35 protein-coding genes and 1 pseudogene are annotated in these 25,151 nt (G+C 64.3%); 13 read left to right on the forward strand and 23 right to left on the reverse strand.

Annotated elements, in window-relative coordinates:
* Positions 1–124: pseudogene (locus GFD32_RS04020) on the forward strand (IS1595 family transposase); the annotation flags it as partial.
* Positions 125–216: 92 nt separating this feature from the next.
* On the opposite strand, the gene GFD32_RS04025 reads toward GFD32_RS04020, so the two are convergent.
* The 3 genes from GFD32_RS04025 to GFD32_RS04035 form a co-directional block, all read right to left on the reverse strand.
* Positions 217–720: a hypothetical protein gene (locus GFD32_RS04025; protein WP_163575282.1), complete on the reverse strand. Its 504-nt coding sequence runs from the start codon at positions 718–720 to the stop codon at positions 217–219.
* A gap of 99 nt (positions 721–819) precedes the next feature.
* Positions 820–3,246: a YbcC family protein gene (locus GFD32_RS04030; protein WP_163575283.1), complete on the reverse strand. Its 2,427-nt coding sequence runs from the start codon at positions 3,244–3,246 to the stop codon at positions 820–822.
* A 2-nt stretch (positions 3,247–3,248) separates the two neighbouring features.
* Positions 3,249–4,817 carry a proton-conducting transporter transmembrane domain-containing protein gene (locus tag GFD32_RS04035; protein WP_163575284.1) on the reverse strand — a complete coding sequence of 523 codons (1,569 nt, stop codon included), beginning with the start codon at positions 4,815–4,817 and terminating at the stop codon, positions 3,249–3,251.
* 108 nt (positions 4,818–4,925) lie between these two features.
* Between GFD32_RS04035 and GFD32_RS04040 the strand changes: the two genes are divergently transcribed.
* The gene (locus tag GFD32_RS04040) at positions 4,926–5,822 is read left to right on the forward strand and encodes a LysR family transcriptional regulator (protein ID WP_163575285.1); all 897 of its coding nucleotides are present in this window, start codon (positions 4,926–4,928) and stop codon (positions 5,820–5,822) included.
* An 11-nt stretch (positions 5,823–5,833) separates the two neighbouring features.
* Here the strand turns inward: GFD32_RS04040 and ilvD are convergent, their stop codons facing one another.
* From ilvD to GFD32_RS04065, 5 genes are all read right to left on the reverse strand, one after another.
* Positions 5,834–7,513: a dihydroxy-acid dehydratase gene (ilvD, locus tag GFD32_RS04045; protein ID WP_163575286.1), complete on the reverse strand. Its 1,680-nt coding sequence runs from the start codon at positions 7,511–7,513 to the stop codon at positions 5,834–5,836.
* A gap of 35 nt (positions 7,514–7,548) precedes the next feature.
* Entirely contained in the window at positions 7,549–8,418 is an 870-nt protein-coding gene (locus GFD32_RS04050) for a DUF6671 family protein (protein ID WP_205599044.1), read from the reverse strand.
* Between the two features lie 236 nt (positions 8,419–8,654).
* The gene (locus GFD32_RS04055; RefSeq protein WP_163575287.1) at positions 8,655–10,070 is read right to left on the reverse strand and encodes a competence protein CoiA family protein; all 1,416 of its coding nucleotides are present in this window, start codon (positions 10,068–10,070) and stop codon (positions 8,655–8,657) included.
* A gap of 117 nt (positions 10,071–10,187) precedes the next feature.
* A complete protein-coding gene (locus tag GFD32_RS04060; RefSeq protein ID WP_163575288.1) occupies positions 10,188–10,718 on the reverse strand; it encodes a GNAT family N-acetyltransferase in 531 nt (176 codons plus the stop codon).
* Positions 10,676–10,960: a type II toxin-antitoxin system TacA family antitoxin gene (locus GFD32_RS04065; RefSeq protein WP_163575289.1), complete on the reverse strand. Its 285-nt coding sequence runs from the start codon at positions 10,958–10,960 to the stop codon at positions 10,676–10,678. The genes GFD32_RS04060 and GFD32_RS04065 overlap by 43 nt, the downstream gene beginning before the upstream one ends.
* 428 nt (positions 10,961–11,388) lie before the next feature.
* On the opposite strand from GFD32_RS04065, the gene parS reads away from it, so the two are divergent.
* The 4 genes from parS to GFD32_RS04085 all read left to right on the forward strand — a co-directional run bounded on the left by parS (position 11,389) and on the right by GFD32_RS04085 (position 14,182).
* A complete protein-coding gene (gene parS, locus GFD32_RS04070; protein ID WP_163575290.1) occupies positions 11,389–11,841 on the forward strand; it encodes a type II RES/Xre toxin-antitoxin system antitoxin in 453 nt (150 codons plus the stop codon).
* The gene (locus GFD32_RS04075; protein WP_163575291.1) at positions 11,838–12,302 is read left to right on the forward strand and encodes an RES family NAD+ phosphorylase; all 465 of its coding nucleotides are present in this window, start codon (positions 11,838–11,840) and stop codon (positions 12,300–12,302) included. The genes parS and GFD32_RS04075 overlap by 4 nt, the downstream gene beginning before the upstream one ends.
* 114 nt (positions 12,303–12,416) lie before the next feature.
* On the forward strand, positions 12,417–12,908 hold the full coding sequence (locus GFD32_RS04080) for a LexA family protein (RefSeq protein WP_163575292.1): 492 nt from the start codon (positions 12,417–12,419) through the stop codon (positions 12,906–12,908).
* Positions 12,905–14,182, forward strand: coding sequence for a Y-family DNA polymerase (locus GFD32_RS04085; RefSeq protein WP_163575293.1), 1,278 nt, complete (start codon positions 12,905–12,907; stop codon positions 14,180–14,182). The genes GFD32_RS04080 and GFD32_RS04085 overlap by 4 nt, the downstream gene beginning before the upstream one ends.
* A 66-nt stretch (positions 14,183–14,248) precedes the next feature.
* On the opposite strand, the gene GFD32_RS04090 is transcribed toward GFD32_RS04085, so the two are convergent.
* The 13 genes from GFD32_RS04090 to GFD32_RS04150 all read right to left on the reverse strand — a co-directional run bounded on the left by GFD32_RS04090 (position 14,249) and on the right by GFD32_RS04150 (position 19,270).
* A complete protein-coding gene (locus GFD32_RS04090; protein ID WP_240455547.1) occupies positions 14,249–14,506 on the reverse strand; it encodes a hypothetical protein in 258 nt (85 codons plus the stop codon).
* 171 nt (positions 14,507–14,677) lie between these two features.
* The gene (locus GFD32_RS04095; protein ID WP_163575294.1) at positions 14,678–14,950 is read right to left on the reverse strand and encodes a hypothetical protein; all 273 of its coding nucleotides are present in this window, start codon (positions 14,948–14,950) and stop codon (positions 14,678–14,680) included.
* On the reverse strand, positions 14,947–15,285 hold the full coding sequence (locus tag GFD32_RS04100; RefSeq protein WP_163575295.1) for a hypothetical protein: 339 nt from the start codon (positions 15,283–15,285) through the stop codon (positions 14,947–14,949). The genes GFD32_RS04095 and GFD32_RS04100 overlap by 4 nt, the downstream gene beginning before the upstream one ends.
* Before the next feature lie 11 nt (positions 15,286–15,296).
* A complete protein-coding gene (locus GFD32_RS04105) occupies positions 15,297–15,668 on the reverse strand; it encodes a hypothetical protein (RefSeq protein ID WP_163575296.1) in 372 nt (123 codons plus the stop codon).
* Positions 15,669–15,729: 61 nt separating this feature from the next.
* Positions 15,730–16,041 (reverse strand): hypothetical protein, encoded by a 312-nt coding sequence (locus GFD32_RS04110; RefSeq protein WP_163575297.1) that lies wholly within the window; start codon positions 16,039–16,041, stop codon positions 15,730–15,732.
* A gap of 81 nt (positions 16,042–16,122) precedes the next feature.
* Complete coding sequence (locus GFD32_RS04115) at positions 16,123–16,560, reverse strand: hypothetical protein (protein WP_163575298.1); 438 nt, start codon at positions 16,558–16,560, stop codon at positions 16,123–16,125.
* Entirely contained in the window at positions 16,550–16,963 is a 414-nt protein-coding gene (locus tag GFD32_RS04120; RefSeq protein ID WP_163575299.1) for a hypothetical protein, read from the reverse strand. The genes GFD32_RS04115 and GFD32_RS04120 overlap by 11 nt, the downstream gene beginning before the upstream one ends.
* A gap of 10 nt (positions 16,964–16,973) precedes the next feature.
* Positions 16,974–17,204 (reverse strand): hypothetical protein, encoded by a 231-nt coding sequence (locus tag GFD32_RS04125; protein WP_163575300.1) that lies wholly within the window; start codon positions 17,202–17,204, stop codon positions 16,974–16,976.
* A 112-nt stretch (positions 17,205–17,316) separates the two neighbouring features.
* A complete protein-coding gene (locus GFD32_RS04130; protein ID WP_163575301.1) occupies positions 17,317–17,685 on the reverse strand; it encodes a hypothetical protein in 369 nt (122 codons plus the stop codon).
* A complete protein-coding gene (locus tag GFD32_RS04135; protein ID WP_163575302.1) occupies positions 17,672–17,869 on the reverse strand; it encodes a hypothetical protein in 198 nt (65 codons plus the stop codon). The genes GFD32_RS04130 and GFD32_RS04135 overlap by 14 nt, the downstream gene beginning before the upstream one ends.
* Before the next feature lie 61 nt (positions 17,870–17,930).
* Positions 17,931–18,260: a DUF5983 family protein gene (locus GFD32_RS04140; RefSeq protein WP_163575303.1), complete on the reverse strand. Its 330-nt coding sequence runs from the start codon at positions 18,258–18,260 to the stop codon at positions 17,931–17,933.
* Positions 18,261–18,489: 229 nt separating this feature from the next.
* Entirely contained in the window at positions 18,490–18,720 is a 231-nt protein-coding gene (locus GFD32_RS04145; protein WP_163575304.1) for a hypothetical protein, read from the reverse strand.
* A 49-nt stretch (positions 18,721–18,769) separates the two neighbouring features.
* Positions 18,770–19,270, reverse strand: coding sequence for a hypothetical protein (locus GFD32_RS04150; protein ID WP_163575305.1), 501 nt, complete (start codon positions 19,268–19,270; stop codon positions 18,770–18,772).
* A 264-nt stretch (positions 19,271–19,534) separates the two neighbouring features.
* Here GFD32_RS04150 and GFD32_RS04155 point away from each other — a divergent pair, with 264 nt between their 5' ends.
* Genes GFD32_RS04155 through GFD32_RS04170 form a run of 4 tightly spaced genes read left to right on the forward strand, consistent with a single transcriptional unit; the run spans position 19,535 to position 20,903 of the window.
* Complete coding sequence (locus GFD32_RS04155) at positions 19,535–19,744, forward strand: hypothetical protein (RefSeq protein ID WP_163575306.1); 210 nt, start codon at positions 19,535–19,537, stop codon at positions 19,742–19,744.
* The gene (locus GFD32_RS04160; protein WP_163575307.1) at positions 19,728–20,048 is read left to right on the forward strand and encodes a hypothetical protein; all 321 of its coding nucleotides are present in this window, start codon (positions 19,728–19,730) and stop codon (positions 20,046–20,048) included. The genes GFD32_RS04155 and GFD32_RS04160 overlap by 17 nt, the downstream gene beginning before the upstream one ends.
* Positions 20,049–20,054: 6 nt before the next feature.
* Positions 20,055–20,543 carry a PH domain-containing protein gene (locus GFD32_RS04165; RefSeq protein ID WP_163575308.1) on the forward strand — a complete coding sequence of 163 codons (489 nt, stop codon included), beginning with the start codon at positions 20,055–20,057 and terminating at the stop codon, positions 20,541–20,543.
* A gap of 15 nt (positions 20,544–20,558) precedes the next feature.
* Positions 20,559–20,903, forward strand: coding sequence for a hypothetical protein (locus tag GFD32_RS04170; RefSeq protein WP_163575309.1), 345 nt, complete (start codon positions 20,559–20,561; stop codon positions 20,901–20,903).
* A 58-nt stretch (positions 20,904–20,961) separates the two neighbouring features.
* On the opposite strand, the gene GFD32_RS04175 is transcribed toward GFD32_RS04170, so the two are convergent.
* Together GFD32_RS04175 and GFD32_RS04180 are read right to left on the reverse strand one after the other, a co-directional pair.
* On the reverse strand, positions 20,962–21,768 hold the full coding sequence (locus tag GFD32_RS04175; protein ID WP_163575310.1) for a hypothetical protein: 807 nt from the start codon (positions 21,766–21,768) through the stop codon (positions 20,962–20,964).
* Positions 21,765–22,082: a hypothetical protein gene (locus GFD32_RS04180; RefSeq protein WP_163575311.1), complete on the reverse strand. Its 318-nt coding sequence runs from the start codon at positions 22,080–22,082 to the stop codon at positions 21,765–21,767. Before GFD32_RS04180 ends, GFD32_RS04175 begins: the two co-directional genes overlap by 4 nt.
* Before the next feature lie 106 nt (positions 22,083–22,188).
* On the opposite strand from GFD32_RS04180, the gene GFD32_RS04185 reads away from it, so the two are divergent.
* From GFD32_RS04185 to GFD32_RS04195, 3 genes are all read left to right on the forward strand, one after another.
* Positions 22,189–23,043 carry a DUF4942 domain-containing protein gene (locus GFD32_RS04185; protein ID WP_163575312.1) on the forward strand — a complete coding sequence of 285 codons (855 nt, stop codon included), beginning with the start codon at positions 22,189–22,191 and terminating at the stop codon, positions 23,041–23,043.
* A 2-nt stretch (positions 23,044–23,045) separates the two neighbouring features.
* Positions 23,046–24,650: a DUF4942 domain-containing protein gene (locus GFD32_RS04190; RefSeq protein ID WP_163575313.1), complete on the forward strand. Its 1,605-nt coding sequence runs from the start codon at positions 23,046–23,048 to the stop codon at positions 24,648–24,650.
* A 71-nt stretch (positions 24,651–24,721) separates the two neighbouring features.
* On the forward strand, positions 24,722–24,958 hold the full coding sequence (locus GFD32_RS04195; RefSeq protein ID WP_163575314.1) for a hypothetical protein: 237 nt from the start codon (positions 24,722–24,724) through the stop codon (positions 24,956–24,958).
* Positions 24,959–25,151: the final 193 nt, after the last annotated feature.

Below are 25,151 nucleotides of genomic sequence, written 5' to 3' on the forward strand. Positions count from 1 at the left end.
GGTGGGGACCGCGTACTTACCCAATTACCTGGCATGGCGGCGGCTGTTTGAAACCGCGAAGCCAGCAGAGGAGGCGTGGTTTCGCGCAGCGATAGGCGCAGACCAACAACAGATACCAACATAGCCGCAGAAAACCAGGGTTTCTCGGACGCGCCTATGCCGCATCGTCGACGGTATGGTGGCATGCGCAACATGCCGCGAGCGGCTACAACAAGATCAGAACCGGCTAAGTTTCGTCAACGCGACGTAGTCGTGTGGTAGCAGAATTCGTCCGGTCCTGCTTTCCTGCCAGAGCGGCGGGAGGACGCACAGCGGATGGTAACGCCAGAGCCGATCCACCTCCGACTGCACCTCAGATGCCGGTAGATCATCCCGAAATACCGGGATGAATCGTCCGAGCACGGTTCCTTCAGCGCTGGGCGCTCGCATCTCCAGCAGCAGGTCCACGAGCGCAAGGCGGCATACCCTGTCCGACTTCAACCAGTACAGACTCCAGATCCCGCTTACGCCCACGGAGTCGCGGCTTGTCCCGAACCAGGATGGAAGCGTCGACGCCTCCACACCCAGGTCGCCTTCAATGCTGGGGCCAAGCCATATCCCGGCGAAGACTCCGCAGCGCGAGGCCGGCTGTTTTTTGCAGTGGAAAGCCAGAAAAGCGGCGATGTCCTCACACGCGCGGACGAGGTCCTCGGGGCGGTGAACTTCGGCAAATGAACTCATAACACACCTCGATTGGCCCAAATTGCGCTATCGACCGACAGGCGGAAGCACGGAAGCTGATCGCAGCGCCGTGACTGAAAGTGACGGGGCCGGCGAATGTCATTCAGCCGACTCCCGAAGGGGGGACTCGGCACCCATGCCCACTTCTAGGGGCTCCCAATTGAAGTCGCCGGCATACCGCAAGGCCATGCGGCCGGTGTCGTCGAGCGCGAACAGATGCAACCAGCGGTTGTCGAACAGCGCACGCACGCCGGCGTGGCGTTGCAGGATGTCCGTCATCGCCTCGCGCGGCGCCTCGATACATACCGACAGACGCAGTGGCTCATGGACGAACGCTTCACCATCATGAATCGACTGCCAAGCCAGGCCGGGCCGCAGCGCTCCCCCGTTGCCCTCGACGACGCCGATGCCGCCGGTGACGTTGTGGAGGAGCTTGTTGCCGGATCCGAAGATCTCTGGCGCCACCGTGGAGCCGTAGTACTGGAGGCTGATCCAGCTCGCCACCACCACCGGTGCCGTCATGATCAGCTCGAGCACGCTGAACCCATCGTCCTGCCGCCAATCGTAATCGTGCAGAAACGCCCGACCCGCGAGATTTTTACCCGCGGTGCGACAACGCGGGGCGGCGATAAAGGCCTTGCAGCCGGCCAGAGCCCATTCCGGACGCACCTCGGCCCAGTTGCGGCTACGCCGCGGCACGTCCCGCTCCCGATTGGCTCCGGGCAGGCGCAGTGCGCGCTCGGCCCGGGCGGCTCTGCCCGCTGCAGCCAACCATGCCCGCGCCCGTGCGATATCCTCCTGGTGCGTCGCAACCGCGTGGTCCGCCTCATAGAGGGTGACGGTGTCCGTGGTGGTATCGTGCAGCGCGGCGAGGAACAGCGTGTCATCAGGGATCGCGATGCCCCGGGCTGCCAGCCCCTGCCTTACCTGCGGATCGTTCAGAAGCCCCGCCAGCAGCCGCGCGTTGACCTCGCCGGAATAGCCCCCGCAGGCCCCGCAGTGCAGCGCGCTGGCCTGAGGGTTGTTGACCACCCGCGCACCATGGCCCGTCAGCAGTACGAGGCGGGCAAAGTCCCGGGTGAGCGACATGGCCCGCAGAATCTGCTCGGCCGTGTCGATGCGCGACTCGACGTCGAGGGCGGGGTCGAAGCGTGGCGGCGGATCGTTCGGCGCGGGCGCGGGGGCGAGCCCCAACGCGTCGCGTAGGAGCTTCGCCAGGTAGACAGGCCCCGTTGCCTCCACGAAGGCGAAGGAGGAAACGGCGGCCAGCTTGAAGCGGCCCCAGGCCCGCTTGGCCCGCATCGTAAAGCGTGCGGTTCTATCGGTCTCGGCGTCTTGCGGACCACCCGAACGGCTCGACACGCCAGGATTGAGAAGGACCGGTAGCCGCTGCTCCCGCACGTCCGATGCGAACCGATAATGAGTCGTTGCAATCCCGAAGAAGCCGGCGAAGCCCGAGGTCCGGATGGCCGGGTCGACGTGCTCGAGAGCGCGCCGGAACACCTCCGAGCGCACGTCGATGCAGAACGCCGCCTGCAGCCCCGGACGCGAGGCCGCGGGCGGTGCCTTTGCAGGCGCTTGCAGCGCTGCGGCGAGTTCGCGCTGGGCCGCGCGCTCGGCCGCATCCTGCAAGATGGTGTCGATCACCAGGGCGGTGCTCGGCTCGGGCGGCGAGGCATGGGCGGCGCGCACTGCTTCCCACTGGGCAGCAATGTCCTCGGCGTACTGCTCGAAAAGCGCCTCCTCCCAGATCAGGCGGATGACGAGGAGATCCGTGACCGTGTTATCCGACTCGCCTGCCAGCTCCGCCTGCCAGAGCCTGTAGCGCGCATACTGGGCCCAGCCGCCGAGGGTCATCAGCAGTTGATGGAAGTAGGTTTCGAGCGCCGCCCCCGCGAGCCCGAGGCGGCGCGCGGCCCGAACCAGCGACTCCTGCGCGCGCTCAGGCGCGTGCGCCACAAAAGCCGCGAACCCGGAGAGGCCCGCAATTTCGGGCGTAAGATCGTAGGTCGCGACAGCACGCCAGGCCGCGTAGGCCCCTTTGCCGCGAGGCGCGGCCCATAGCGCCTGCCCCTCATCGAAGTAGGCGGCCGCCCAGGCGCCGAACCGCTCGGCGATGATGCCCGGCCAGTCGATGCCGGAAGCCTCGGCCGCGAGTTCGGCCACGGTAGGCAGCGCCCGGGCCTCGGGCGCCGGCTTGGCCGCCGCCGCCTTCAGCGCGGCAACGCTCGCAGGACGCTGCGCGGCCGGCGCCGCAGCTAGCGCCGCGGCAAGCTCAGCTTCACCGATCGCGCCCGAGGCGATCCGCGCGTGATACCAACTGCGGGGCATGGCGACGGCCATGCCCGAGACCCGCGCCAGCCGCGCACCCGCCGCGGCCAGATCCTCGTGGACCTGCCCGAGAAACGGGTTGACCGCAACACTCGAGTCCAGCGGCCAGAGCGGCGGAATCGCTTGTGCTGCCGCGGCGGCGGCATCGGCCAGCGAGTTGGGGCAAAGGCTGAGGGTAGAGAAATGCTTCGCCACTGTCAGAGACTCCGTCTGGATTGACGCATCGACCAGCCACCGATGAGGCGGTTGAACAGCGCGTTGGCGTAAAGACCGTTGGATAGATGCACGCGCAGGCCCGCCGCCGCCGGGTGGTAAGCCCAGAGCGGAAACGTCGCCTGCGCCACCGCCACCAAGCCGAAGCTGAAGACGGCGAGGACGATTAGCGCCCACTCGAGGGGGCCCGGCGCGGGGGTCGAGGGCAGCGCGCCGGCCGTCAGCCACTCGGCACCCGTCTGCAGCGCGAAGTAGGCGGCGGCGGCCGCCACTGAGTAGAGCCCGGTGAGCCGGGTCAACACCTTCGGCGCGGCATCCGCCAGCCCCTGCGCCAGCAGATAAGCCACGCCGAAGATCAGGATCGCGCCGAGCGCGATCGCCTGGGGTGATTTGCCGTCGAAGCCGACGATCGCGCCGATCGCGCCGTAGATCACCAGCGCGAGCACGAACGCGCGCGCCACGGCCGCCTTGTCGGGGATGGCCACCGGCCCGGGCCGCCGGATTGCCGCCACCCGCTCGACCGCGTCGCCCGACGCCAGGAACGCATGGGCCTTGTAGAGCGAATGGGCGACGATGTGCAGCAGCGCGATGGGAAACAGCGCGAGCCCGCACTGCAGGATCATGAAGCCCGTCTGCGCCACCGTGGACCAGGCGAGCGAGGTCTTGACCGCGGGCTGCGTCAGCATCACCAGGCCGCCGAACAGCGCCGTGAAGCCGCCGATCATCACCAGTACCGCCAGCACCCCCGGGGCCAGCAGCATCACGTCGGCAAAGCGGATCAGCAGGAAGCCGCCGGCATTGATGACCCCGGCGTGGAGCAGCGCCGAGACCGGCGTAGGAGCTTCCATCACCTCCGTCAGCCAGCCGTGGGCCGGGAACTGGGCTGACTTCAGCACTGCGACGACCGCCAGTAACCCGGCGGCCCAGAGCATGGCGGTAGACCCTTCAGCAATGCGAGCCGCCTGGTTGATGTTGGCAATGTCAGCGGTGCCGAAACCAACCGCTAATAGCACGGCGGCGGCGAGTAGCGCAGTGCCGCCGGCGCCGGCGGCCATGAACATCTTGCGCGCCGCTCGCTGTGCCTCGACCCGATCCGGATAGAACAGCAGGAGCCGGTGGAGGAAGACGCTGATCACGATCCACGCGCCGACGAACTGGACCAGGTTGCCGGCCTGAACCAGCAGCAGCACTGCCGCAAGGGTCGCGCACAGCCAGCCAGTGAATGCGCCCTGCCGCGCTTCGCCATCCATATAGGTGGCCGCGTAACGCAGCACGACCCAGCCGACGAAGGATACGAGCAGCAGCATGGCGGTGCTGACGGCGTCGACGCGGACCGAGAGCCCGAATTCGTCGAGGCCCAGCACCGGACTGGTGCCCGGGCCGTGAATGACCAGGACGACGGCCGCCAACATCGCGATGGCGAAAGAAACCAGCGCTGCGGTCTCCGCGAGCCGAGGCGTCAGGCGCGGTCGCTTGCCGGGATTCAGGAATGCGGCGGCGGCAGCCAGCATCAGCACGGCCGGCGCCGCGAGCGGCAACAGATACGAAAGCAACGGCTTCTCCTTATCAAAGGGTGATGCGGACCGGAGCAAACGTAGCAGCCCCTCAAGCTGATAAAAAATACATTGTTCGTAACGATACGTTCGTTTATATAGAACGATATGCGCGACCTGAACTACCACCATCTTCGCTATTTCCGCGCCGTCGCCCACGACGGCAACCTTACGCGCACGGCGCAGCGGCTCAACCTCTCGCAGTCAGCACTTTCGGTGCAGATTCGGACCCTGGAGGAGCGTCTGGGCCATGCCCTGTTCGACCGCCGCGGCCGGCAGCTCCACCTGACGGAAGCCGGCCGCATCGCGCTCGACTACGCGGACGCGATCTTCGCCACCGGCGATGAGCTGGTCGCGACCCTGAAAATGAGCGGCCACACGCGGCAGATCCTGCGCGTGGGTGCGCTGGCGACCTTGTCGCGGAACTTTCAGCTCGGGTTTCTGCGACCTATCCTGGAGCGCCCGGACGTCGAGGTGATCCTGCGCGCCGCCGGTGCGGTGGAGCTGCTGCAAGGCCTCGAGGCGCTCAGCCTCGACGTGGTCCTGATCAATCACCCGCCTGCGCAGGACGCCGCAAGCCCTTTTGTTACGCATCGGCTGGCCGAACAGCGGGTCAGCCTGATCGGCCCGCCCGCGCGCCTGCGGGACCGGGACACCTTGGCCGATCTGCTGGCCTCTCAGCCCATGATCTTGCCCCTGCACGGCAGCGCGCGAACGGGGTTCGACGCCCTGACCGACCGCCTGGGCATCCGCCCGCAGATCGTCGCCGAGGTCGACGACATGGCCATGATGCGTCTGCTGGCCCGGGAGGGCATCGGGCTTGCGGTGTTGCCACCCATTGTGGTCAAGGACGAGCTGGCGGGGGGGCTGCTGGTGGAGGCGGACAGCCTTCCCGGGATTGCGGAGAGCTTCTATGCGGTCACCGCCGAGCGAAGGTTTCCCAACCCGCTTCTGCGCATTCTGCTCGACAGCGCGGGAAGCCGGCAGCAGGACGGCACCTCGTAGGCCGGCCACGACTAGTCGAAGCGGTCGGTCACCGCCCCCTCCGAGGCCGAGCGCACGCTGCGGGCGAACTTGGCCAACACACCGCGAGTGTAGCGCGGCGGCGGCGGGCTCCAGGCGGCCAGGCGTGCGGCGATCTCCCGCTCCTCCACATGCAGCGTGATCTCGTTGCGCTCGGCGTCGATGGTGATGCGGTCGCCGTTCTCGACGATGGCCAGCGGCCCGCCCTCCACCGCTTCCGGCGTCACGTGACCGACCACGAAGCCATGGCTGCCGCCGGAGAAGCGGCCGTCGGTGATCAGCGCCACCTCCTTGCCCAACCCCCGCCCCATGATGGCGGAGGTGGGCGACAACATCTCCCTCATACCCGGGCCGCCCTTGGGGCCCTCGTAGCGGATCACCAGCACCTCGCCGGCCTGGACGGTGCCGTCGAGGATGCGGTCCATGGCCTCCTCTTCCGAGTGGAACACCCGTGCCGGCCCGGAGAAGCGCGTGCCCTCCTTGCCGGTGATCTTGGCCACCGCCCCGCCGGGGGCGAGGTTGCCGTAGAGGATGCGAATATGGCCGTCCGCCTTGATGGGCTTGTCCAGTGGCCGGATGATGTCCTGCCCCGGCGGGTAGTCGGCGGCCCCGGCCAGGTTCTCCGCCAGCGTGCGGCCGGTAACCGTCAGGCAGTCGCCATGGAGCAGGCCGGCGTCGAGCAGGCGCTTCATCAGCGGCTGGATGCCGCCGATGGCGATCAGCTCGGACATCAAATTACGGCCACTGGGCCGCAGGTCCGCCAGCACCGGCGTGCGCTGGCCCAGCTGCACGAAGTCGTCCAGCGTGATCGGCACGCCCACCACATCGGCCATGGCGATCAGGTGCAGCACCGCGTTGGTGGAGCCGCCGAGAGCTATGGTCATGGTGATGGCGTTCTCGAAGGCCTCGCGGGTCATGATCCGGCGCGGGGTGATGCCGCGCTCCAGCAGGTTCAGCACCGCCGCCCCGGCGCGCCGGCAGTCCCCCGCCTTGCTGCCGGAGACGGCCTCCTGCGCCGAGCTGCCGGGCAGGCTCAGGCCCAGCGCCTCAATGGCCGAGGCCAGGGTGTTGGCCGTGTACATGCCGCCGCAGGAGCCGGGGCCGGGGATGGCGGTGCGCTCGATCTCCTGCACCTGCGCCTCATTCATAACTCCCTTGGCGTGGGCGCCGACGGCCTCGAACACGGAGATGATGTCGGTGCGGTTCTTGCCCGGGCGGATGGTGCCACCGTAGACGAACACCGCCGGCCGGTCGAGCCGGCCGATGGCCATCAGGCAGCCGGGCATGTTCTTGTCGCAGCCGCCGATGGCCACCAGGCCGTCGAAGCCCTGGCAGCCGGCCACCGTCTCGATGGAATCGGCGATCACCTCGCGGGAGACCAGCGAGTACTTCATCGCCTCGTTGCCGTTGGCGATGCCGTCGGAGATGGTGATGGTGTTGAAGATCACGCCCTTGCCGCCGGCGGCATCCACGCCGGCCGCGGCCTGATCCGCCAGGCCGTTGATGTGCATATTGCAGGGCGTGACCATGCTCCAGGTGGAGGCGATGCCCACCTGCGGCTTGCGGAAATCGGCGTCGGTAAAGCCCACCGCCCGCAGCATGGCGCGGCTGGGCGCCTTCTTGATGCCGTCCACCAGCTGGCTGGAGTAGCGGCGCTTGTTATCGTTGCTCATCGTCGGTCTCCGATCGGTATCTGAAACACCAGCTCTTACGGATTGCAGCGATCGCAGTAGCCTGCATCCGCCTCGCGCAGGCCATGGGCCGGCGGCCGGGTCTCGCGGTGACTGCAGGCGCTACAGCCCTGGATTTCCGCTAAAGGCAGCCGCGTCGGCTCGGCGCACCAGGCGCAGGGCAGCCCCGAGCGGCTCTCCAGGCGGCCGAAGCCGGGGCTCGCGCAGCTCGGGCACAGCCGCGCCAGGCGCTCGGCCATGCGCCAGCCCAGCCGGCGGATGACGCGCATCCGCAAGGGGGAGAGGTGCGCGCGCAAATCGGGCTGCACCAGCGCATGGCCGTCTTCCGAAGCGTGGGCGCACATGCCCAGCGCGTTAGCGACGGTCGTCCAGTCGGTCAGCCCCTTGTACAGATGCACCCCCGCGGGGGCGACGGCCGGCCGCACGATCACCCCCTGGCGCGGGAAGCCGATTCGTTGGAGATAAGGCTGCAGCGCGTCGATGTCGAGCGCCCGCGTCTGCGAGTGACATGTGCGGTGGCTGAGCAGCGACTCCTGCACCACCATGCCGCGCTCCTCGTCCACCAGCACCAGCAGCTCCTGGTTGCCGGGGATGAAGGGATTGGCGGGATGCGCCCCGAAGCTGCCTTCGTTGGCGAGCCCCAGCGCAGTGCCGCTTGCCGCCATGCCCAGGCGCGCCTTGGCGATGGCCGTCTCCAGCGGCGTGCCGGTGCGCTCGACCTCCCCGGTGAACGTGCCGAGTGCGTCGGTATCCAGATCCGCCGGGCACTGCAGGGCAAGCTCGCCCGCTTCAGCGCGTACCCTGGCATGATCACGCACCGTGAGGGCGTCCCATTCGGCATGGATGATTCCAACCGCGACCATCAGGCCGAAGATCTGCGGCTTCATCTGCACTACCATCCACACGACCAACTGGGCGGCCAATGTCCGCCCAGATCTAGTCGCGACGACTGTAGCTTGTTCGCTAGATGGCGCGCAGTTGCAGGTCATCTGCACTCGGATGTGCTGATTGCGATCCCGCCAATTCGTATTGCAAGCCGTGTTGCAAAGAATGCGGGCCGGTGGCGGCAGATGGTTGCAAGCAATGTGAGTCCGCTGGGGGCGTGTTTGCAATCCGAAGGTCCTCAGCATTGTGAGCCGCTACAGCTAGCCAATTCACCCAGGAACTCAGCGATGGCATCCCGTGGCTTGGGTAGCTGTGCCAGCGCCAGCATGCTTGAGTCGTCGCCAAGCACCCGGTAATGCTGCGCAGTGTTCTGAAGCTCTGTTGCTAGATGGAGCGGTCTGACTGGCCGGTAGCCGAAATCGCTGAGGCAGCGCTCGATGCCCAGGATGGGTATCCACTCTTCCTGCCGAAGGCGGCCATGGGTATAGACTTCCTCGAGAAAGGCGACGAGCTTCCACTCCTGAGGCGGCACCCCATACAACCAGTCATAGGGGATGCTTGTCGCTAGCGCGCGGGGTATCTCCGTGATTTCCATTCGTGACAAAGCTCGAGGCACGTGGCGCTTGGCCATCGGCAGGGTGTATTGACTCGGCATTGGAGCCTGCTGCCAATGTGTCTCCAAGCGTTGACAGGCCTCAATGATCCCCTGTGCTTGCCGACGCATACCGTTCAAGTCCAAGAGCTGGCGTTCGTGCTCCCAGGCCTGTTGCTGGCGCTGCTTTTCCGCGGCCTCTCGGCGCCTCTCATCTTCGGCGGCTTGTTGGCGCTCGCGCTGTAATCGCTGGCGCTTTTCCTCTTCCTCTTTGCGACGTTTCTCAGCCGCGACGGACTCCATCGCCAAATAGTGAGCTTCCATGCGTTCGTAGTGCTCACGCTGGCGCCTATCTTCGTCCGCTCGCTCTTGCCGCGCTTTCTCGATTCTGGCGTTCTCGCGCTCAATGGCCTGCAGGAGCTTGGGGCGTAGAGCATCTTCTGCTGCTGCGAGCTTGGGGTTCACGATCCAGTAGGCTCGTGCCTGATCGTAGACATAGGACGCCAGCTCAGCCGGGGTCACTGTGCGGGGAATGTCGCCCAGGTCAATTTCTATGCACCGCAGGCCTCGCGCCTCCAGACGTTGTTGCTTCTCGGCGTCGATATAGTGGGTCACGGCCACCTCGATCAGGATCTCTACCCCGGCTAGGGTCACAATGAGATCCGGGCGTATGTTACCCATGTGATGTTCGACTTGGGCCTTGTCTACTGGCTGGCGATCGCGGCCTCTAAAGATCAGCATTGATTCCCTGACGGCGTACCCTTGGCTGTTTTTGCCTTCGACCGTGGCTTGGAGCAGCGGGACTGGAATCGCCAGGTTGTCGGCGATCATCTGCTTTGCAGCCAGGTGGATGCCGGTTTCGGCGCCCTTTGCACAGGGTCGGTTCCCACCAGCGTGCGCAAAGTGGTGCCGATTCACCTCGCCCATTCGGGCTGTGAGGGGGGACTTGCACTCAGGGCATACACAGGCACAGCGGTTGCCGCGCTCGCCTCGGGAAAGCTGGCTGACATGAATGAGGCGATCGTCACGCAAGCCGTAGGGGATCTTGGCATCGTAGGCCATAAGCAGCTGGCGCCAGCGAAACCGGCGGTTCCTTCTTGGATAATGGAGGGGGGCTCCCTTGGATAGCAGATGAAGGCAGGCGGCTTGATTAATACGCCGCCCGCCTTGCCTTAGGATCTATGCCTTTGATGCAGGCAAAGGCAGCATCAATACCATAGGGTCGAACGGGGTCTCGATGAAACCGTGACGCTTGTAGAAAGCCGCAGCCTCTTCATCAAGCGCATGAACCAGCAATGCACGCACCGCAACATGCTCAGCAGCAGCGAGGGCGCGGTCGACTGCTTCGGCCAGCAGGTCGGCACCGAGCCCAATCCCCTGGCAGTGCTGGTCAACGGCCAGCCTGCCCAGCACTACCACAGGAATTTCCGTGGGCATGTTGCGCTGCATCCTCTTGGGGGCGCCTTGGCGCATGACTGCCCCCGTGGCCAGTGAAAAATATCCGGCCACATGGTTCCCGCCTTCATAGCAGACCACATAAGTTACGGTCGCCCGGCTCCTGGCATTTTTCAATGCCCTTGATTTCAAAAAATCATTAAGAGACGGACGGCCGCAGTCAAAGCTAGAGAGTTCGTGTTGCTCTCCGAGTTTTTCAGGCGCCTTGATATTTACGTCCAGCGCTTCTTTCGGTTCATCAGTTTCACTACACATGGATTATCCTCGATTGGGGTTTCTAGCGCCCTCTCGAAGGCTTCAAACGAGTTGTCATCGAGCATAAACACCTGCCTATCAAGCAAAATGTCTTCGGCACGACGGCATGCAGCTTCGAGGACGAAACTGGTTCGATCCCCACCCAACTCGGCTACAGCCCTATCAATAAGGGCGCGTTTACGGCTCTCAACGCGCATATTGAGAGGCAACATCTTGTCTCGCGCCTCTGCAACTTGGCTCATAATATTTTCCTACTTTGTGGAAGTGCTAATACGCTCTCCTTAGCCCGTTATGGGCCGGCTATGGTTGCCGCGTTATGCATATATGCGGCACTGAAACTAAATCGTTGTATGTCTCCATGGTCATCTCCTTTTAGTAAGTTAAGCGAAGCTCTATCATTATTTGTGTGCTTCGATGCCGACTGGTTTAGTCCAGTGACAGAATGAGCATAGCACTGTGTAACGCTGCTGTCTACATGTAACGCTCGTGGCGTTACGGAGGATGCAGGAGGGGCCTTGGCGCCGACCGGCAGGAGAATGCCGGTTCCATCTACCCTCGGAGCGCCACCAAGGTGTCTTCCACTGTTTCACCCGGGGCGCTGGCAACCTCAATGGCGGTGCTTAGACCATCTGATATACTGTTGGCATATCAGGTGATAGGAGGAGCTGCCGTGGAAGCTGTCATCAAAGAGTACCGGCCGAAGCCACTGCCCCGGAAAGACGATTTCTGGAAGGCCTTGGGACTCCCCTCGCGTGGGCCTGAGCTGCATGAGGCCCTGGAGGAGGGCGTCTCGTACAAGGTCTACACCAAGCTCGCCGCGGCATCCGGCCTGGAGAGCAAGGAGCTGGCGCGATATGTCGTCATCTCCTCTGCGACACTCCAGCGGCGAGCCAAGGCAGGCCGGTTCAAGCAGGACGAAGGCGATCGGCTGTACCGCTTTGCCGAGGTCTACAAGAGCGCCATCGACCTTTTTGAAGGGGATCGGGAGCGGGCGCGGCGCTGGCTCCTCAACCCGGTGCGCGGCCTCGGTGGACGCCGGCCGGTGGAGATGGTGGCGACGACTGCTGGCGCTGAGGCCGTGCTGGATCTGATCGGACGACTTGAGCACGGCGTCTTCGCGTGAGCACGGTGCGCGGATACCGCCTCGTCAAGCGGAAGTGGCTTCAGGCGGCCTTCGATGGTGAGGGTGCCCGCCTGTACGGCGGCCGGTGGAATAGCAAGGGTAAGGCCTGTGTGTACCTTGCCAGCGCTGAATCCCTGGCCATGCTCGAGGTGATGGTCCACCTCGATGATTACCGGTTGCTGGAACACTATGCGCTGCTGGAGGTGACGATCCCGGAGGCCTCCCTGCTGTGCCTGCCTGCCGATAGCCTGCCGGAAGACTGGATGGTGGAGCCGGCGCCAACCTCAACCGCCGAGATCGGCGATAGTTGGCTTGAGAGCGAGTCGAGCCTTGCGCTGGCGGTGCCGAGTGTCGTAGTGCCCCGAGAGACGAACTACCTGATCAACCCCGGGCACCCTGATTTCAAAGCCTTGGCTGACAGTGCGAGGGAAGTCGCCTTCACGCCGGACAAACGCCTGTAGCCCATCCCGCTCTCCTGGTCAGGGGAGGGAATGATCTTGTCGCCTGCTGCTTGTCTTGCAGCAAGCCTACTGCCTCTCTGATACTGTTTACATGTACAGTACAAGGAGGCCATCATGCTGACCCCATATCCTGGTGACGCTTCATGCTCGTGTGAGCATTCAAGCGGCCATATCGACATCCTGGGCCAATCCGTGGGCCAGTCCCGCCATGCCCTGCCGCTGATGAGTGGCGAGGTGCGAGCGGGCTTTCCCATCCACGCTGATGCGGAGCTGGATCGCGTCCTGGACCTCACCGAGCACCTGATCCCACACCCCAGCGCCAGCTACTTCTGCCGTGCCAAGGGCGACAGCATGGAGGGGCATGGCATCTATGACTCGGATCTGCTGATCGTGGATCGCTCGCTGGCGCCGGTGACGGGTGACATCATCGTGGTGGCCCTGGACGGAGAGCTGACCTGCAAGCAGCTGGGGCGCTGGCACGGCCAGCCTGCCCTGTTGTCCGGGAACCCGGCCTACCCGCCCATCGCGTTGCGCGGTGTGGAGTGTGAGACCTGGGGTGTGGTGACACACAACATCCATGCCCACCGCGGCCGGGGCCGGCGATGATTGGCCACTGCGACTGCAACAACTTCTATGTCAGCGTTTTTCGCGTCTTCATGCCGGCGTTGAAGGGGCGCCCGGTGGGGGTGCTCTCTTCGGGGGACGGCTGCCTTGTGGCCCGATCGAACGAGCTGAAGGCGTTGGGGGTGCCCAACGGTATCCCGGTGTTCCAGCTGGCGCCGGACATTCGCCGGCAGACCGTTCTGCTGAGTTCGGCCTATGCGCTGTTCGGGGAGATGTCGCGCCGTGTCGTGGCCACCATGCGGGCGACGACCGGCCCGGTGGAGCCGTATAGCATCGATGAGCAGTTCATCGATCTCGCCGGCCTCTCCCTCGAGGCCCTGCAAGCCCATGCCGAGGAGCTGCGCCAGATCGTCCAGCTCAGCACCGGCATCCCTGTCTCGATCGGCGTGGCGCCCTCGCGAACGCTTGCCAAGGTGGCCACCGGGATCGCCAAGAAGCAGCCCGCCTTCGGGGGTGTCTGTGTGCTCGAGGCCGATCATCCAGCAACCCTGGCCCACCTGGGGAAGATGCCGGTCACTGATCTTTGGGGGGTGGCCTCACGTACGGGAGAGAAGCTGGCCAGGCTTGGCATCAGGACAGCGCTGGCGCTCAGGGAGGCCGACTCCAAGGCCATCCGTCAGCGATTCGGCGTGGTCCTCGAGCGGACGCTCTGGGAGCTGCGCGGTCTGGATGTGATCCGCCTGGACGACATCGATCAGAAGCGGCAGAACATCATGACCAGCCGCACCTTTGGCCAGGCCACCGGCAACCTGGCGGATCTCCAGGAGGCCGTGAGAACCCATGCACAAGCTGGTGCGTCGAAGGCCCGGCGCCAGCAGTCCGTGGCCAGGGCCGTGATGGTGTGCCTGTCGACCCCTCGGTTTCGCAGTGACCTGCCTCAGGACTACCCGAGTGTGACGCTCCCCCTGCCCCGCCCCACCGATGACAGCCGCCTGATCGTGGCCACGGCGCAACGGGCGCTCGCCATGATCTACCGGCCAGGCTTCCAGTATGCGAAAGCGGGCGTGATGCTGATCGACCTCGCCGATCGCGAGGGCTTGCAGCTGGATTGGCTGGAGGCCCAGGAGCCTGAGACCCAGCGCCAGCAATCGGCGCAGCTGATGAAGGTGATGGATGCGGTCAACCGGGAGTTCGGGCGAGGCACGTTGTCCTTGGGCGGGGAAAGGCCTCAGCAGAGCTGGCGCCAGAGGGCTCAGCGGCCGACACCTCGCTTCCTGACCTCGTGGGACGAGCTGCCGACGATCAGGATGGGGTGAGCAATCCGCTGGCGCATAAAAAAGCCCCGGCTCAGGACCGGGGCGGCTTATGGGCTGTATCGCCGATCACTCCGGGCGATCGATGCCCAGGCGCTTGAGGCTTTCCAGCGCTCTTGCGCACTCTGAAGACCCTTTGCGAGTGCCATCAGAAAGAGCAGCCTGAACCGACTGTACGCCAGCTACGAACCCGATAGCCTGTCCAGCCGCCATACCTTCAACAAAGCCTTTCGCTTGACCTACTTCAATCCCTTTCGCAAAGGCAACGCGGGCCGCCGCCTCTGCCGCTTCCTTCGCGTGCTGCTCGAACAGATGATCATCAGACATTGGGAGACCTCCGAGGTTAGCTTGCCGACACCGCCCCACGACGCAGGGCGAACACAACAGAATAGCCAACGAGCCATCTACCAGCCACTTTAGACCGCCCTCGCCTGTTATCCGCCCCGCTCGCGATGCTGCTCGATCTTGCGTTGATGTTGCACGGTTCGTAGTCGGACCTCACAAGTGGCTTAGGGGCCGCTGGTCGGGGTTGACTTCATCCAGGAGGCTTCCCAGCTCGGCCAGGGCTTCCTCGTAGCTGGCGTAGACGGATTCGGTGGACACGAGATGCCCCAAGTTTATCTGGTCTCGGAGGACCAGCAGCATGCCGGGCTCCCGGTCACAGGTCAGTATATCGACGTTGCCCCAGAGGTTTTCGCGGCTGACGGCGTAGCTCAGCATGCTCATGAAGTGCTCGCGATCGTGGCGGATCTGGATGGTGGCCATGGTCATTCCAGCTCGTAGTCTCGTTTTAAGGAGTTGCCGGCAAGCGGCGCCTGGCGCAGCGTCTGGAGCATGACATGGGAATCCGTGATTGATCGTAGGATGTCTCTCAGCTGCTCGAGTGAAGCATCCGTGGTGATTTGCATCTGAACATCAGGGAGTCCATCAATGGGGTCTATGACCAAGCCAGTGATAGTGAAGCCTGACAAGTCGATAGCCCTCAAGAACTGCTGGGTATCGTAGTCACACTCTGCCCTGAACGAATACGTGTAGCCTCTGTGCTCATTCGTCGGATGGTCGGCCGCCGCGGCGACTGACCCGAACGGCGTGGCGTCATTACTCATGGATCTTTTCCTCATGCTGCATGGTTCGGCAGGATGGCGCCAAGCCAATTGGCTACGCGCTTCTGTTCCTGTTCGGTCAGCCGATCCATTAGAGCCCGGAGTTCATCGGCAGCCTGGATGAGCGCACCGTGGCGAGTCGAGTCGAACTTGCCCCACTTCGGCAGCGCATGGTAGCCGCAGCCGCAGCCGTTCGCAGAGTTGATCGACACCGACCACATCCACTGGCCGTCATGCGGCTCAAGCTGGATGCGTGCCAGCGCCAGCTCCATATCACGAGGCCCGCCATGTGCCTTCATCCGCTGGGTCCGCATGAGGATCAACTCGTTCCCAATCTCCCCCGTTTCAGAGCTGGAAAACATGTCCAGTTGGATCTCGGCTAGCATGTTGTGTCCTCGGTCATCCGGTAGCGATCGTGTGTCTAGGGCAGTTGGTCGTGATCCCTAGTTATGGAGACTTTCTGGGTTTCACCCTGGGCGGTGGAAGCAGGCGTGGGAGTAGCCGATCGGCGAAGGCGCCAGCATCGTCTGGCACAGTGCCGCCCTCGGCACGGATGGAGTCGACCAGGGTGGCCCGCAGCATGTAGAGCTGCACGGGCGCCGGCACCGGATAGGTGCCGGCACGCCATTCGTACAGCCGGTTGAGGCGGTGCCGCGTGCCCAGGTCAGCGTTCAGCTGGGCCAGGGCGTCAGCGTGTCGCTCGCCGTTGGCGGTGGTGGCCTGTAGCCAACTCTCCACGAGGTTCGTCGGGCGCTCCATAGGGTCTCGTTGCTGGTGGTGATGGGCTGTAGAGCTTACGTGGCTCTCCTGCGCTGAGGCTAGGCTGGAGCACTGCTCCGGTCACGCGAGGCGAGCCCAGGCGATCGGAATGAGCGCGGCATCCCCATTCGGGAAGCCGACCCGCAAGTAGGCCGCCGCAGCCTCGATCCCGATCACCCTGCCCTTGGCAAGGGGACTGTTGGCCAACCTGAAGGGGCCAGCCGCGGCCACCGTGGCTGGGACAAGCACGGCGTCCCCGGTGCGGAACAGCCTCGGGAGGATCAGCCACGAGATGATCTCGGGCATCATGTCGAACACCAGGGCCAAGGCGATGAAGGCGATCAGCAGCCCGCCCAGGAGCTGAGGCCAGGGTGGCAGCAGGAACATGGGCAGCACCAGGGAACAGATCACCAGTACCGCCACGGCGCTGAACAGGCAGTCGACCAGTCGCGGCGCGTTGATGATCCATTTGCGAAGCCGGCTAGTCTCCGGCTGCTCCCAGGCCGAATCAAACGGCATGACTGTCCTCCTCGAACATGCGGGCCATGTCGATTTGGCGGCTGAGATATTCCTCAGAGATAGCCGATGCACGGGCCGCGATCTCGGCGCCGTTGAGCACATGCGGGGTGTCCTCGACCCCTTGGGCGATCTCCCGCAGTCCCCGGGCATCGAAAGGCACTGCCCTGCCGGGGAAGATGGCGCCGATGACAGCCTGGAGTTCGGCAATCGTGGTGATCTCTCGAGGCGTCGTTCCGAAGATCCAACTCCCCTCGAGGTTGAAGAAGTACGTGCCAAGGGGCCTGTCATGTCCGATGACGCCATGCTCCCGCCACTCGCCCAGAGTATGTCCGAGGCGATCGGTCAGCAGGTCATCACCCGAGCGATCCTCGGTGAGCACTTTGCTAAAGCGATGTCGTGACATAGCGCTCTCCTCACGGCGTGGTGACAGCTGTGGCGTCTTCCCTCTCTAGGGTGCCGCTCTCGGTAGCGTGGCGCTCCCAGTCGCCCTCCTCGACCCACTGGTTGACCCGCTCGGCTACCGTGTCCCAATCCGCGCCCTCGGCTAGCTGCGCCAGGGCCTGCTCTTGCTTTTCCGCGGGCAGGTAGCGGAACAGGGTTTCCTTGGTGAGTTCGCGCCGGGCAGCATCGGTCTTGATGGTCATCTCGATTTCCTCTGTGGTTGGTGGTGGTTTCCAGCGAGGGCTGGCATGGCCTTTCCCCTCGCCAGGAATGGTGTGTCCATGGTCGCGTGCCGGTGTGGAAAGCCTGGAAATGCTAGGCGTCTGGCCAGCAACAGGTTTCCCAGGCATCGGCAATGGCCACCAGGGCGCTGGATCGGCTGGCCTTCATCTCGGCGACAGGCTGGCGCTGGCCGGGGATCACCGTCAGCCAGGCGAGGGTGTCGGCGTCCACCTGGAAGGTGAGCGTGGCTTGCGCCTGGCGCTCCAGCAGCGCCAGCAGCTCGCTGAAGGTGGTCGGGCGGTGGTCGGCCTCGGGGCTGCCCACCGTGATCCCGGCGATCGAATCCCCCTCAACAGACCCGATCCCTCGGCGTGAGAGTTCTTCGAGCAGTGCGCGGAGCGTGGTGCGGGGCTGGTCGTCAGCCTGGTGAGCTGGCGACAAGAGGGCGTTACTGGCAGGCATAGCGGCGCAGATTCCCCGTTTCCTGACGAACACGCTCAACCCACTCCCAGTAGCTGAGGGAGGTGTCGCCGTTGTCGTGTTCGAGCTTCCAATCCCGGCGCGGAAATAGGGGGTGTTCGTCCGCATGATGGCGGCGCTGGTGCGCCAGCAAGGCGCGATGGTCGGGGGCGGGCTTCTTCTCCATTCCTGATTCTCCATCCGTTGATCAGCAGACCGGCAGCGATCGCACTGCCGGCCCGCAGGGCTTACCAGTCGTAGACGGCCAGGCCGTCCGTGGGCGACACATCGGCGTCGAACATGAGCCATCGGATACCCAGCTTGCGGGCATCACTTGCCAGGCTGTTGAGCACCGGTAGGGTGTCCGCGTGCTTGTCGAGGGGGTTGTACTCCTGGCCGTCCTCAACAAAGCCTGCCGACACAACGAACCATTCGCGGTGTGAATTGGCGCCGTTGATGTCGTGGCTTTCCATCAGGGTTGCCACGGTGTCTGCCTCGATTTCCGGCAGATGGCCGGTCATCAGGACAACCATGCTTTCCTGCTGGCGGATCTGTGCGGTGGCTAACGGGGTGGTCATGGTCTGGCCTCTCTCTCGCTGTGGAACATGTCCTTATTATAGTCCTATATCTAGGACTGTGCCAGCATGAAACCCGCGCCAGCACCGGGATATGCCACGATTTCTTCAAGGGATAGGGGGGCGACCGTCACTCCCGTTTTGTTTCGCATGCGAAACAGAATGCCCAAACGCACACCGGGCAGCTCACCCGAAGGTGGCTGCCCGGTGTTGGTGCGGCAAGGCGCTGAGATCAGGTCTTGCTGGTGTCCTCGGCCAGCGTCTCCGAGGCGGCGGACAGGGAGGCTTCGGCCATGGCCGCTGCATTCTCACCGACCTCCTCGGGTGACAAGAGCCCACCCCCCTCGCCAAGCAGGATCGCGTGCATGGCCACCATGGTGAAGGCTTCCAGGCGCGTCATTTCCAGGGCAGGAAGGTCAAAGCGTGAGGTGTTCAGGTCTGGCTCGTCGTGCATGTTCGGCATGGCTACCTCCTAAAGCACAGCGGCCACCCGCGAGGGTGGCCGTCTGGGGTTACATCTTCTGCCACTCGCCTTGCTCGTTCTGGCAGGCGGTGACACTGTTCGCGGCATCCTCGGGACCACCGCTGACCGACACATGGTAGTCGATGCAGGTGTTGCCCTCGGCGTTCACATACGGCTCGCTCTGCTCGATGTTCTGCTGCATGTTGGCCACGTCCTCATAGCCTACCTCGGATTCGCCCTGCATGGCGGTGAAGGCGCTACGCAGCCCCTTGTCGGCCACACCCAGCACGCCAGCGCCAGCTGCGCCGTAGGCAGTGCCTGCCAGGCCGGCAGAGCCCCCGTTCATCATTCCCTGCACGCCGCGCATGTTGTGGGCGGCGTTGGCCCCTGCGTTGCTGGCGCCGCTATTGCGACCACTCATGCGGTCGGCAACGCCAGTGATGGCGTTGGCGGCGCTGCCTTGGAGGCTGCCTGCGCCCTGGGGGACGGCACACCCAGTTGCCAGCAGGAGCAGGGAGGTGGCGGCGATGGTCTTGATGGTGCGATTCATGGCTTCTCTCCTTGTTGGTTCTTATGCCAGTGGCATGAATGTAATTATACTGGACGACAAATTACAGTTCAACCGGCAGCGCAACAATCAACGGGCGGTTAAGCTACAGATGCTCGCCTTGTTTCGCATGCGGAACAAGCCTGCGGCTCGTGAATGGCGGAGTCAGCGCAGCGGGGTAGGCGCACAGGCCAGTGGCTACCCGTTTCGTTGGCTGTACTGAAAAACATCGTTTAGTATAGATAAGGCTTATTGATGGACTCGGGAATGCTGATCCAGGAGGCAAGTGGGGAGCTGTCGCTGCTATCGCGCATGGTGGTAGATCGAGCGGACATGCGTGAACAGGGCGGGAAACTGGTGCTGACCATCGACCCCGATAGCGCACGCCTTCTAACGATGGGCCGCGTGCGCCAGGAGATCGAACAAGCCGTGAAGCTCACCTGGGGGCTGGAGGTCGTCTATGAGCGGTCCTCGTAGCACCCGCAGCGCCCAACTGCTGATCAAGCGCCTGAAGCGAGATTGCGATCTTGACTGGCCGGGTGGCCCGGATAATGCCGGGCTCATCGTCAGCAGTGCGTCACGGCGCTGGGAGCTGGTCACGCTGGATCGCACCCCCGCCCCTGTCATCACAGGCCCTAGCCCAATAAGCACCCTTCTGCGCGACGGCTTCGTTCTGATCCGTTGGCCTGACGATACCCAGGAGCTGTTTCACGTCGAGACAGCCGAGATGCAACTGAGCCACCGGCTGCAACAAGCGAGGGTGGCCGCAGCCGGAGCATGACTTGAGATGAGCGACACCACGACCTACCGAGTAAGCCACCGCGCCTTGCTGGGCTACTGGCTCCTGATCCCCCTCGGGGCGGCCCTCTACTTCGCCCCCGGTGCCTTCTTCGGCAACGCGAGCGAGACAGCCCACCCGGCCATGCTGATCGCCCTCACTTGGATAGGGATGGGGTTGGCGGCCTGGGGCCTGCTCAATGTCGCCTATCAGCGCCTGGCGCACCTGTATGTGGTGGAGTCGGAGCGCATCATCGAACGCCACGGCATCATCGCTCGCCGCGTCACCCCGCTCTACATCTCCCATATCCGCTCTACTGAGGTGAACCAGTCGATCCTCGGGCGCCTGCTGGGCTTTGGCACCGTGGAAATGTCCGCGGCGGGCACCGGCACCAGTGAGGCCCGGTTCGATCGCGTGGCCCATCCGATGAAGGTCATGGACGTGATCAACCAGCATGCCAAGCGCCAGGCGGGGCAGGCTGAGGCATCAGGGGAGTGATCGGCGATGGTGAGTATGGATCTGCTGCTGGGGAATGCGCCGGTTGCGACCGGTGACCTGCAAGGCATCGAGGAGCTGATGCCGGAGCGCCAGCTCCTCGTCCAGGTATTCATGAAGGCGATTGACGACCTGAAGAATGGCACGACGAGCCATCGCTTCTCGGCTGCCGAGTTCCTGGTAGGCCCCGTCGCAGAGGAGTACATCGGGCACCTGGGCCTGCCGGCCTATGTGCCGAAGCTGGCGCTTCTGATCCATGCGCCGACTGAGCTGAGATCCTGCCTCGAAATCCCGGACGACCTCTCCGATGTGCTGGCGCGGTATCAGCCCGCCTCGCAGGCGGTTGGAATCGCCGCTCGGTGACGCGCCCACCGCTGGATACGCTGACCTGCTCAGGGGGCCTATGATGGCCCCCTGATTGTTATTGAGGCCCCGCCTCGGGGTGTTCCTGGGCCTTGCGGATCGCGGCGGCCATGACGTTGCTGATCTCTGCGACCTCTTGAATATCGAGGAAGCGAATCTTCACGGATGACCTGTCTGGCACCTGAAACTCGAATCGTGCGGTTCGCAGTTGCTCCAGTGATGGCTCAGGCTTCAGGACGTAGACGATCAGAAACCCATCAACCATGAAGTAGAACAGAGCGCCTTGCGTACTCGCCGGCTTTCCGAGGGAGCGGTTCATATCCAAGATCGCGCCTTTCAGCAGAGAGTCGGGGACGGCTCCGGTTCGATCCACTACCCGCACGATCCCCAGCTTGATGAAATGGTCAATTCTGATCTGCGGATTCAAGTCGAGGTGCTTTCTGCGCAGGCAGTCGCGGACATAGGGCTCGATGCCGGCAAGCTCTACCCCGGCATACTGAGGGAGGCGTGAAACGGCCGCCCGCCACAAGATGCTCAGGAAGTACAGATAGGTGAGGCGGTACTTGAAGCCCTTGAACTTCACATACTCCCCCATCCGCACCACCTGATGCCGGCGATCGCGGCTGGGCTTGAAGAGCCGAGTGCCCTCGCGCTCGTAGTTGTCCGACAGGAACTGCTCACAGTCCTGGCACAGCAGGGGCTCCTTGGGGTCAGAGTTGATGAGCATGGGGGCGGTGTCCTGGTCGTCCTTGATCTTGATGAGCTGGCCCTGCCCACGCTTGGCGCTGCGATAGTAAGACCTCGGGATGATGTGGGATTTTTTGAGCTGGCGCTGCTCGCCGCACAGCTTGCAAGTACCTATCATTGGACCGGCTCCCTGGTGTCCTGGGCTGGCGCCAGCCGCCCGCCCTGGCTGTCCAGCCACGCCTCAAGCTCCCCTAGCTTGTCCTTGGGTAGCCTCACCTCCACCGTGACAAACTCCCGCGCCAGCTCGGCCTGTATCCGCTTCACCGCCTGGGAAACCGCTGCCCGGCTAATGCCGTGACGCTTCCCTGCCTCGCTCAAGCTATCGCACACCCCGGTAAGCACGTCCGTTGCGGCGTCACACGCCCTTCCCTTCATCCTGAGCCTTGCCAGCGCGGCGTATAGCTGCCCCGGCGTCACGCTTGGTTGATCCATGATGCACCCATGTAAAGTGTTCTTTGAACACTTTTTTCTTGATGTAAATAGATTGCATGGCATAAAGTGTTTACATGCTACCCCAGCACGCCGAGGAGGAACACCAATGCTGGAACCACAGATGCAGGTGCCATCGCCCGCCATGGGCGCGATGGATGAGTTGCTGGCGCGTCGGGAGAAGGCCCTGGCGCTGGTGCAGTCGGCCATGGCGCAACTGGTGGAGGCCACCGGCCTCATGCCCATCCGCGGCACCGAGTTCACCAGTGCCCTGCGCCAGCAGTCCTGGTTCAGCCTCGACACCCGCCCGGAGGGGTTTCAGCAGGAAGTGATGCAGGCCACCCAGCGGGCCTATGACGGCAATGGCTGGCGCTGGCTCCTCGACTCGTCGGGCCTGGGCGACCTGATGACCGCTGACGACAAGAAGGCCATCGAGCGCCAGCTCCACAGCGACCCCATGCCGCTGAGCCGTGAGGCTGTCCAGGGGACGTTCGTGGCGCTGTTCGAGAACCGCCATGAGGTGTTCCGCCGTGGAGTCGTTGAGCTGTTCCGGGGCCTCTGCAAGCAGTACCGCAGCCACAGCGCGTTCAAGATCCAGCGCCGGCTCGTTCTGAATGGCGCATTCAGCCAATACGGCGGCTGGGCGAGCTTCAGCAGCGCCAGAGAGCGGGTGGATGACCTGGAGCGGATCTTGCTGGTGCTGGAGGGCCAGGAGCCCTCACAGGTGCCCCACGACGAGCGCTTGAGCTACCGCCTGGAGGAGAGCCGCAAGGCCGCCCTGTTGGCCGAGGGTGAGCGCACAGGGGAGCTTAAGACGGACTGGCTGCGCTGTCGCTGGTTTGCCAACGGGAACCTGCACCTCTGGCTGAAGCGAGAGGATCACATCGACCGCATCAACGCCCTGATCGCGGACTACTACGGCGCTGCGCTGGCGCATGACCACCACAGAAAGACGGGAGCCTGACCATGATCCACGAGTCCATCGAGAACCGCGCCAGCACTGAGTACCTGGGCGACCCCGGAGAGTTCTTTGCCCCGGTAGCAGCCGACATGATCGACAACCTCGTGGCGAGGCGCGAGGCGCGAAAAGCGGAGGTCGAAACCCTGGCGGACCTCGTGCTTGGTGAGGGATACCAAGGGGCCATGGCCCTCTTCCTGGACGCGAACCATGACCTTTCCCGGTACGGCGGCAGTCAGGTGTCTCGGCTGTTCAACGTGGAGAAGGCGATCGCGGCCCTGGATGCGGACATGTGGCAGCAGACGCTCAATATGACCGATGTGCTCGACGTGATGCCGGCGGCTCGCCGCAATGAGTGGCACGACGCCATCCAGCGCCATCAGGTGCCTGACTTCGAGGAGCAGAGCGTTCGGGCCACCCTGGAGCAGCTACTGCGCCAGCGGGCCGAGTTCTTCGCGGAGAAGGTGGACGGGGTGTTTCGAGCGCTTTCGGGAGAGCACGTCACCAACCGGCCGGAGGGCTTCAGCAAGAAGATGATCTTTGGCGGGCTGCTCGATGTGCTGGACTTCATCGACACCCGACGCAGCGGCTATCTCCATGACCTGCGCGATGTGCTGGCGCGGTTCATGGGCCGCGAGGAGCCGTTGCGCGACACCACCCGGAAGGCCCTGGACTTGGTGAAGCGCCGTCTCGGGGTGTGGCATGACCTCGATGGCGGGGCCATCAGGCTCAAGCTGTACAAGAAGGGAACCTGTCACGTCGAGGTTCACCCGGATCTGGCTTACCGCCTGAATGCAGTCCTTGCCAGTCGCTACCCCTCTGCCATCCCGGCCTCATTCCGCCGCCGCCCGGCGTCACGCGCCAGCGAGAAACGCTTTGCAGCCCTTCAGACCCCGCTGCCGTCGCCGGTGATCAGCCTGATCGCGGATGGCCGCCTCGAGGGGCGCATCCTGCGACTGTCATGGCACAGCCTCGATCAGCAGCCCAAGCACGCCCGGCAGCTCGTGGAGGAGACCCTGGTGGGCCTCGGTGCAGTCAAGCAGGACACCGCGACCTATGCCTTCGACTATGAGCCGGAGGACGCGCTGGCGCTGGTGGTGATGAACGGCTGCCTGCCGGAGCAGCGCTCGCACCAGTATTACCCGACCCCCGGCACCCTGGCCGAGGAGCTGGTGGCACTGGCGGGGATCACTCCAGAGGACAGCATTCTGGAGCCCAGCGCCGGCCAGGGGCACCTGGCCGACCATCTCCCCAAGGCACAGACCGTCTGCGTCGAGCTGGCCGACCTGCACTGCCGGGTACTGGAAGCGAAGGGGTTTGCCTGTGAGCAGGGCGACTTTCTGACCTGGGCGGCGTCACCTCGGGTAGCTGGCGCCTTCACTAAGGTGGTGATGAACCCGCCGTTCAGCAAGGGCCGGGCCAACCTGCACCTTGCCGCAGCAGCGGGATGTGTCGCCCCGGGCGGGCGCCTGGTGGCCGTGTTGCCGGGCTCCCTGCGTGGCAAAGACCTGCTGCCCGGGTGGTCGCTGTCCTGGTCAGCCCCACGGCAGGGCGAGTTCGCCGGCACCGGGGTCACCGTGACCCTGTTGGTGGCTGACCGGCCTGCTGGTTGAGCCCATGGCTGGCGCTGGACACCCTCTCGCGCCAGCCGTTCCCGATCGGTAGCATCGCCAGGAGCATGCCCATGAGCGGAGATCGCATGAGCCGTACCTGCCAAGAGGCCTATCGGCTGTCCCAGGAGCTGTACCGCACCTACGGCCACTACCAGCCGTCACCCTTCCGTGCCTGGACAGCCGAGGACATGGCCTGGCTCGCGGCGGCCGATGATGCCTCGGGGCATTACGTTGAAAGCCCTCCCGGCGGGCCGATCACCCCACCAGAGGCGATCCCCATGGCTGAGGACCAGCTCTCCCTCTTCTAGCGCCAGCGGCCTGCCAGCCCTGGCCTGAATCATCGTGTGACACTCCCCCTAGTACCAGCACCCGCCATCCTTGTTTCGCATGCGAAACAAACGCGCCCTGGCAAACTTTTTTCGCCGATCGTTCCCTTTAGCGTCAGTGCCGCCCCTATCCGTCAGTGAGGCCCAATCGGGCAACTGATGAGAGAGCACCGCT

Origin of the sequence: Halomonas faecis (assembly GCF_010993975.1) — a bacterium.
In the GTDB taxonomy this organism is placed as follows: Bacteria; Pseudomonadota; Gammaproteobacteria; order Pseudomonadales; family Halomonadaceae; genus Halomonas; species Halomonas faecis.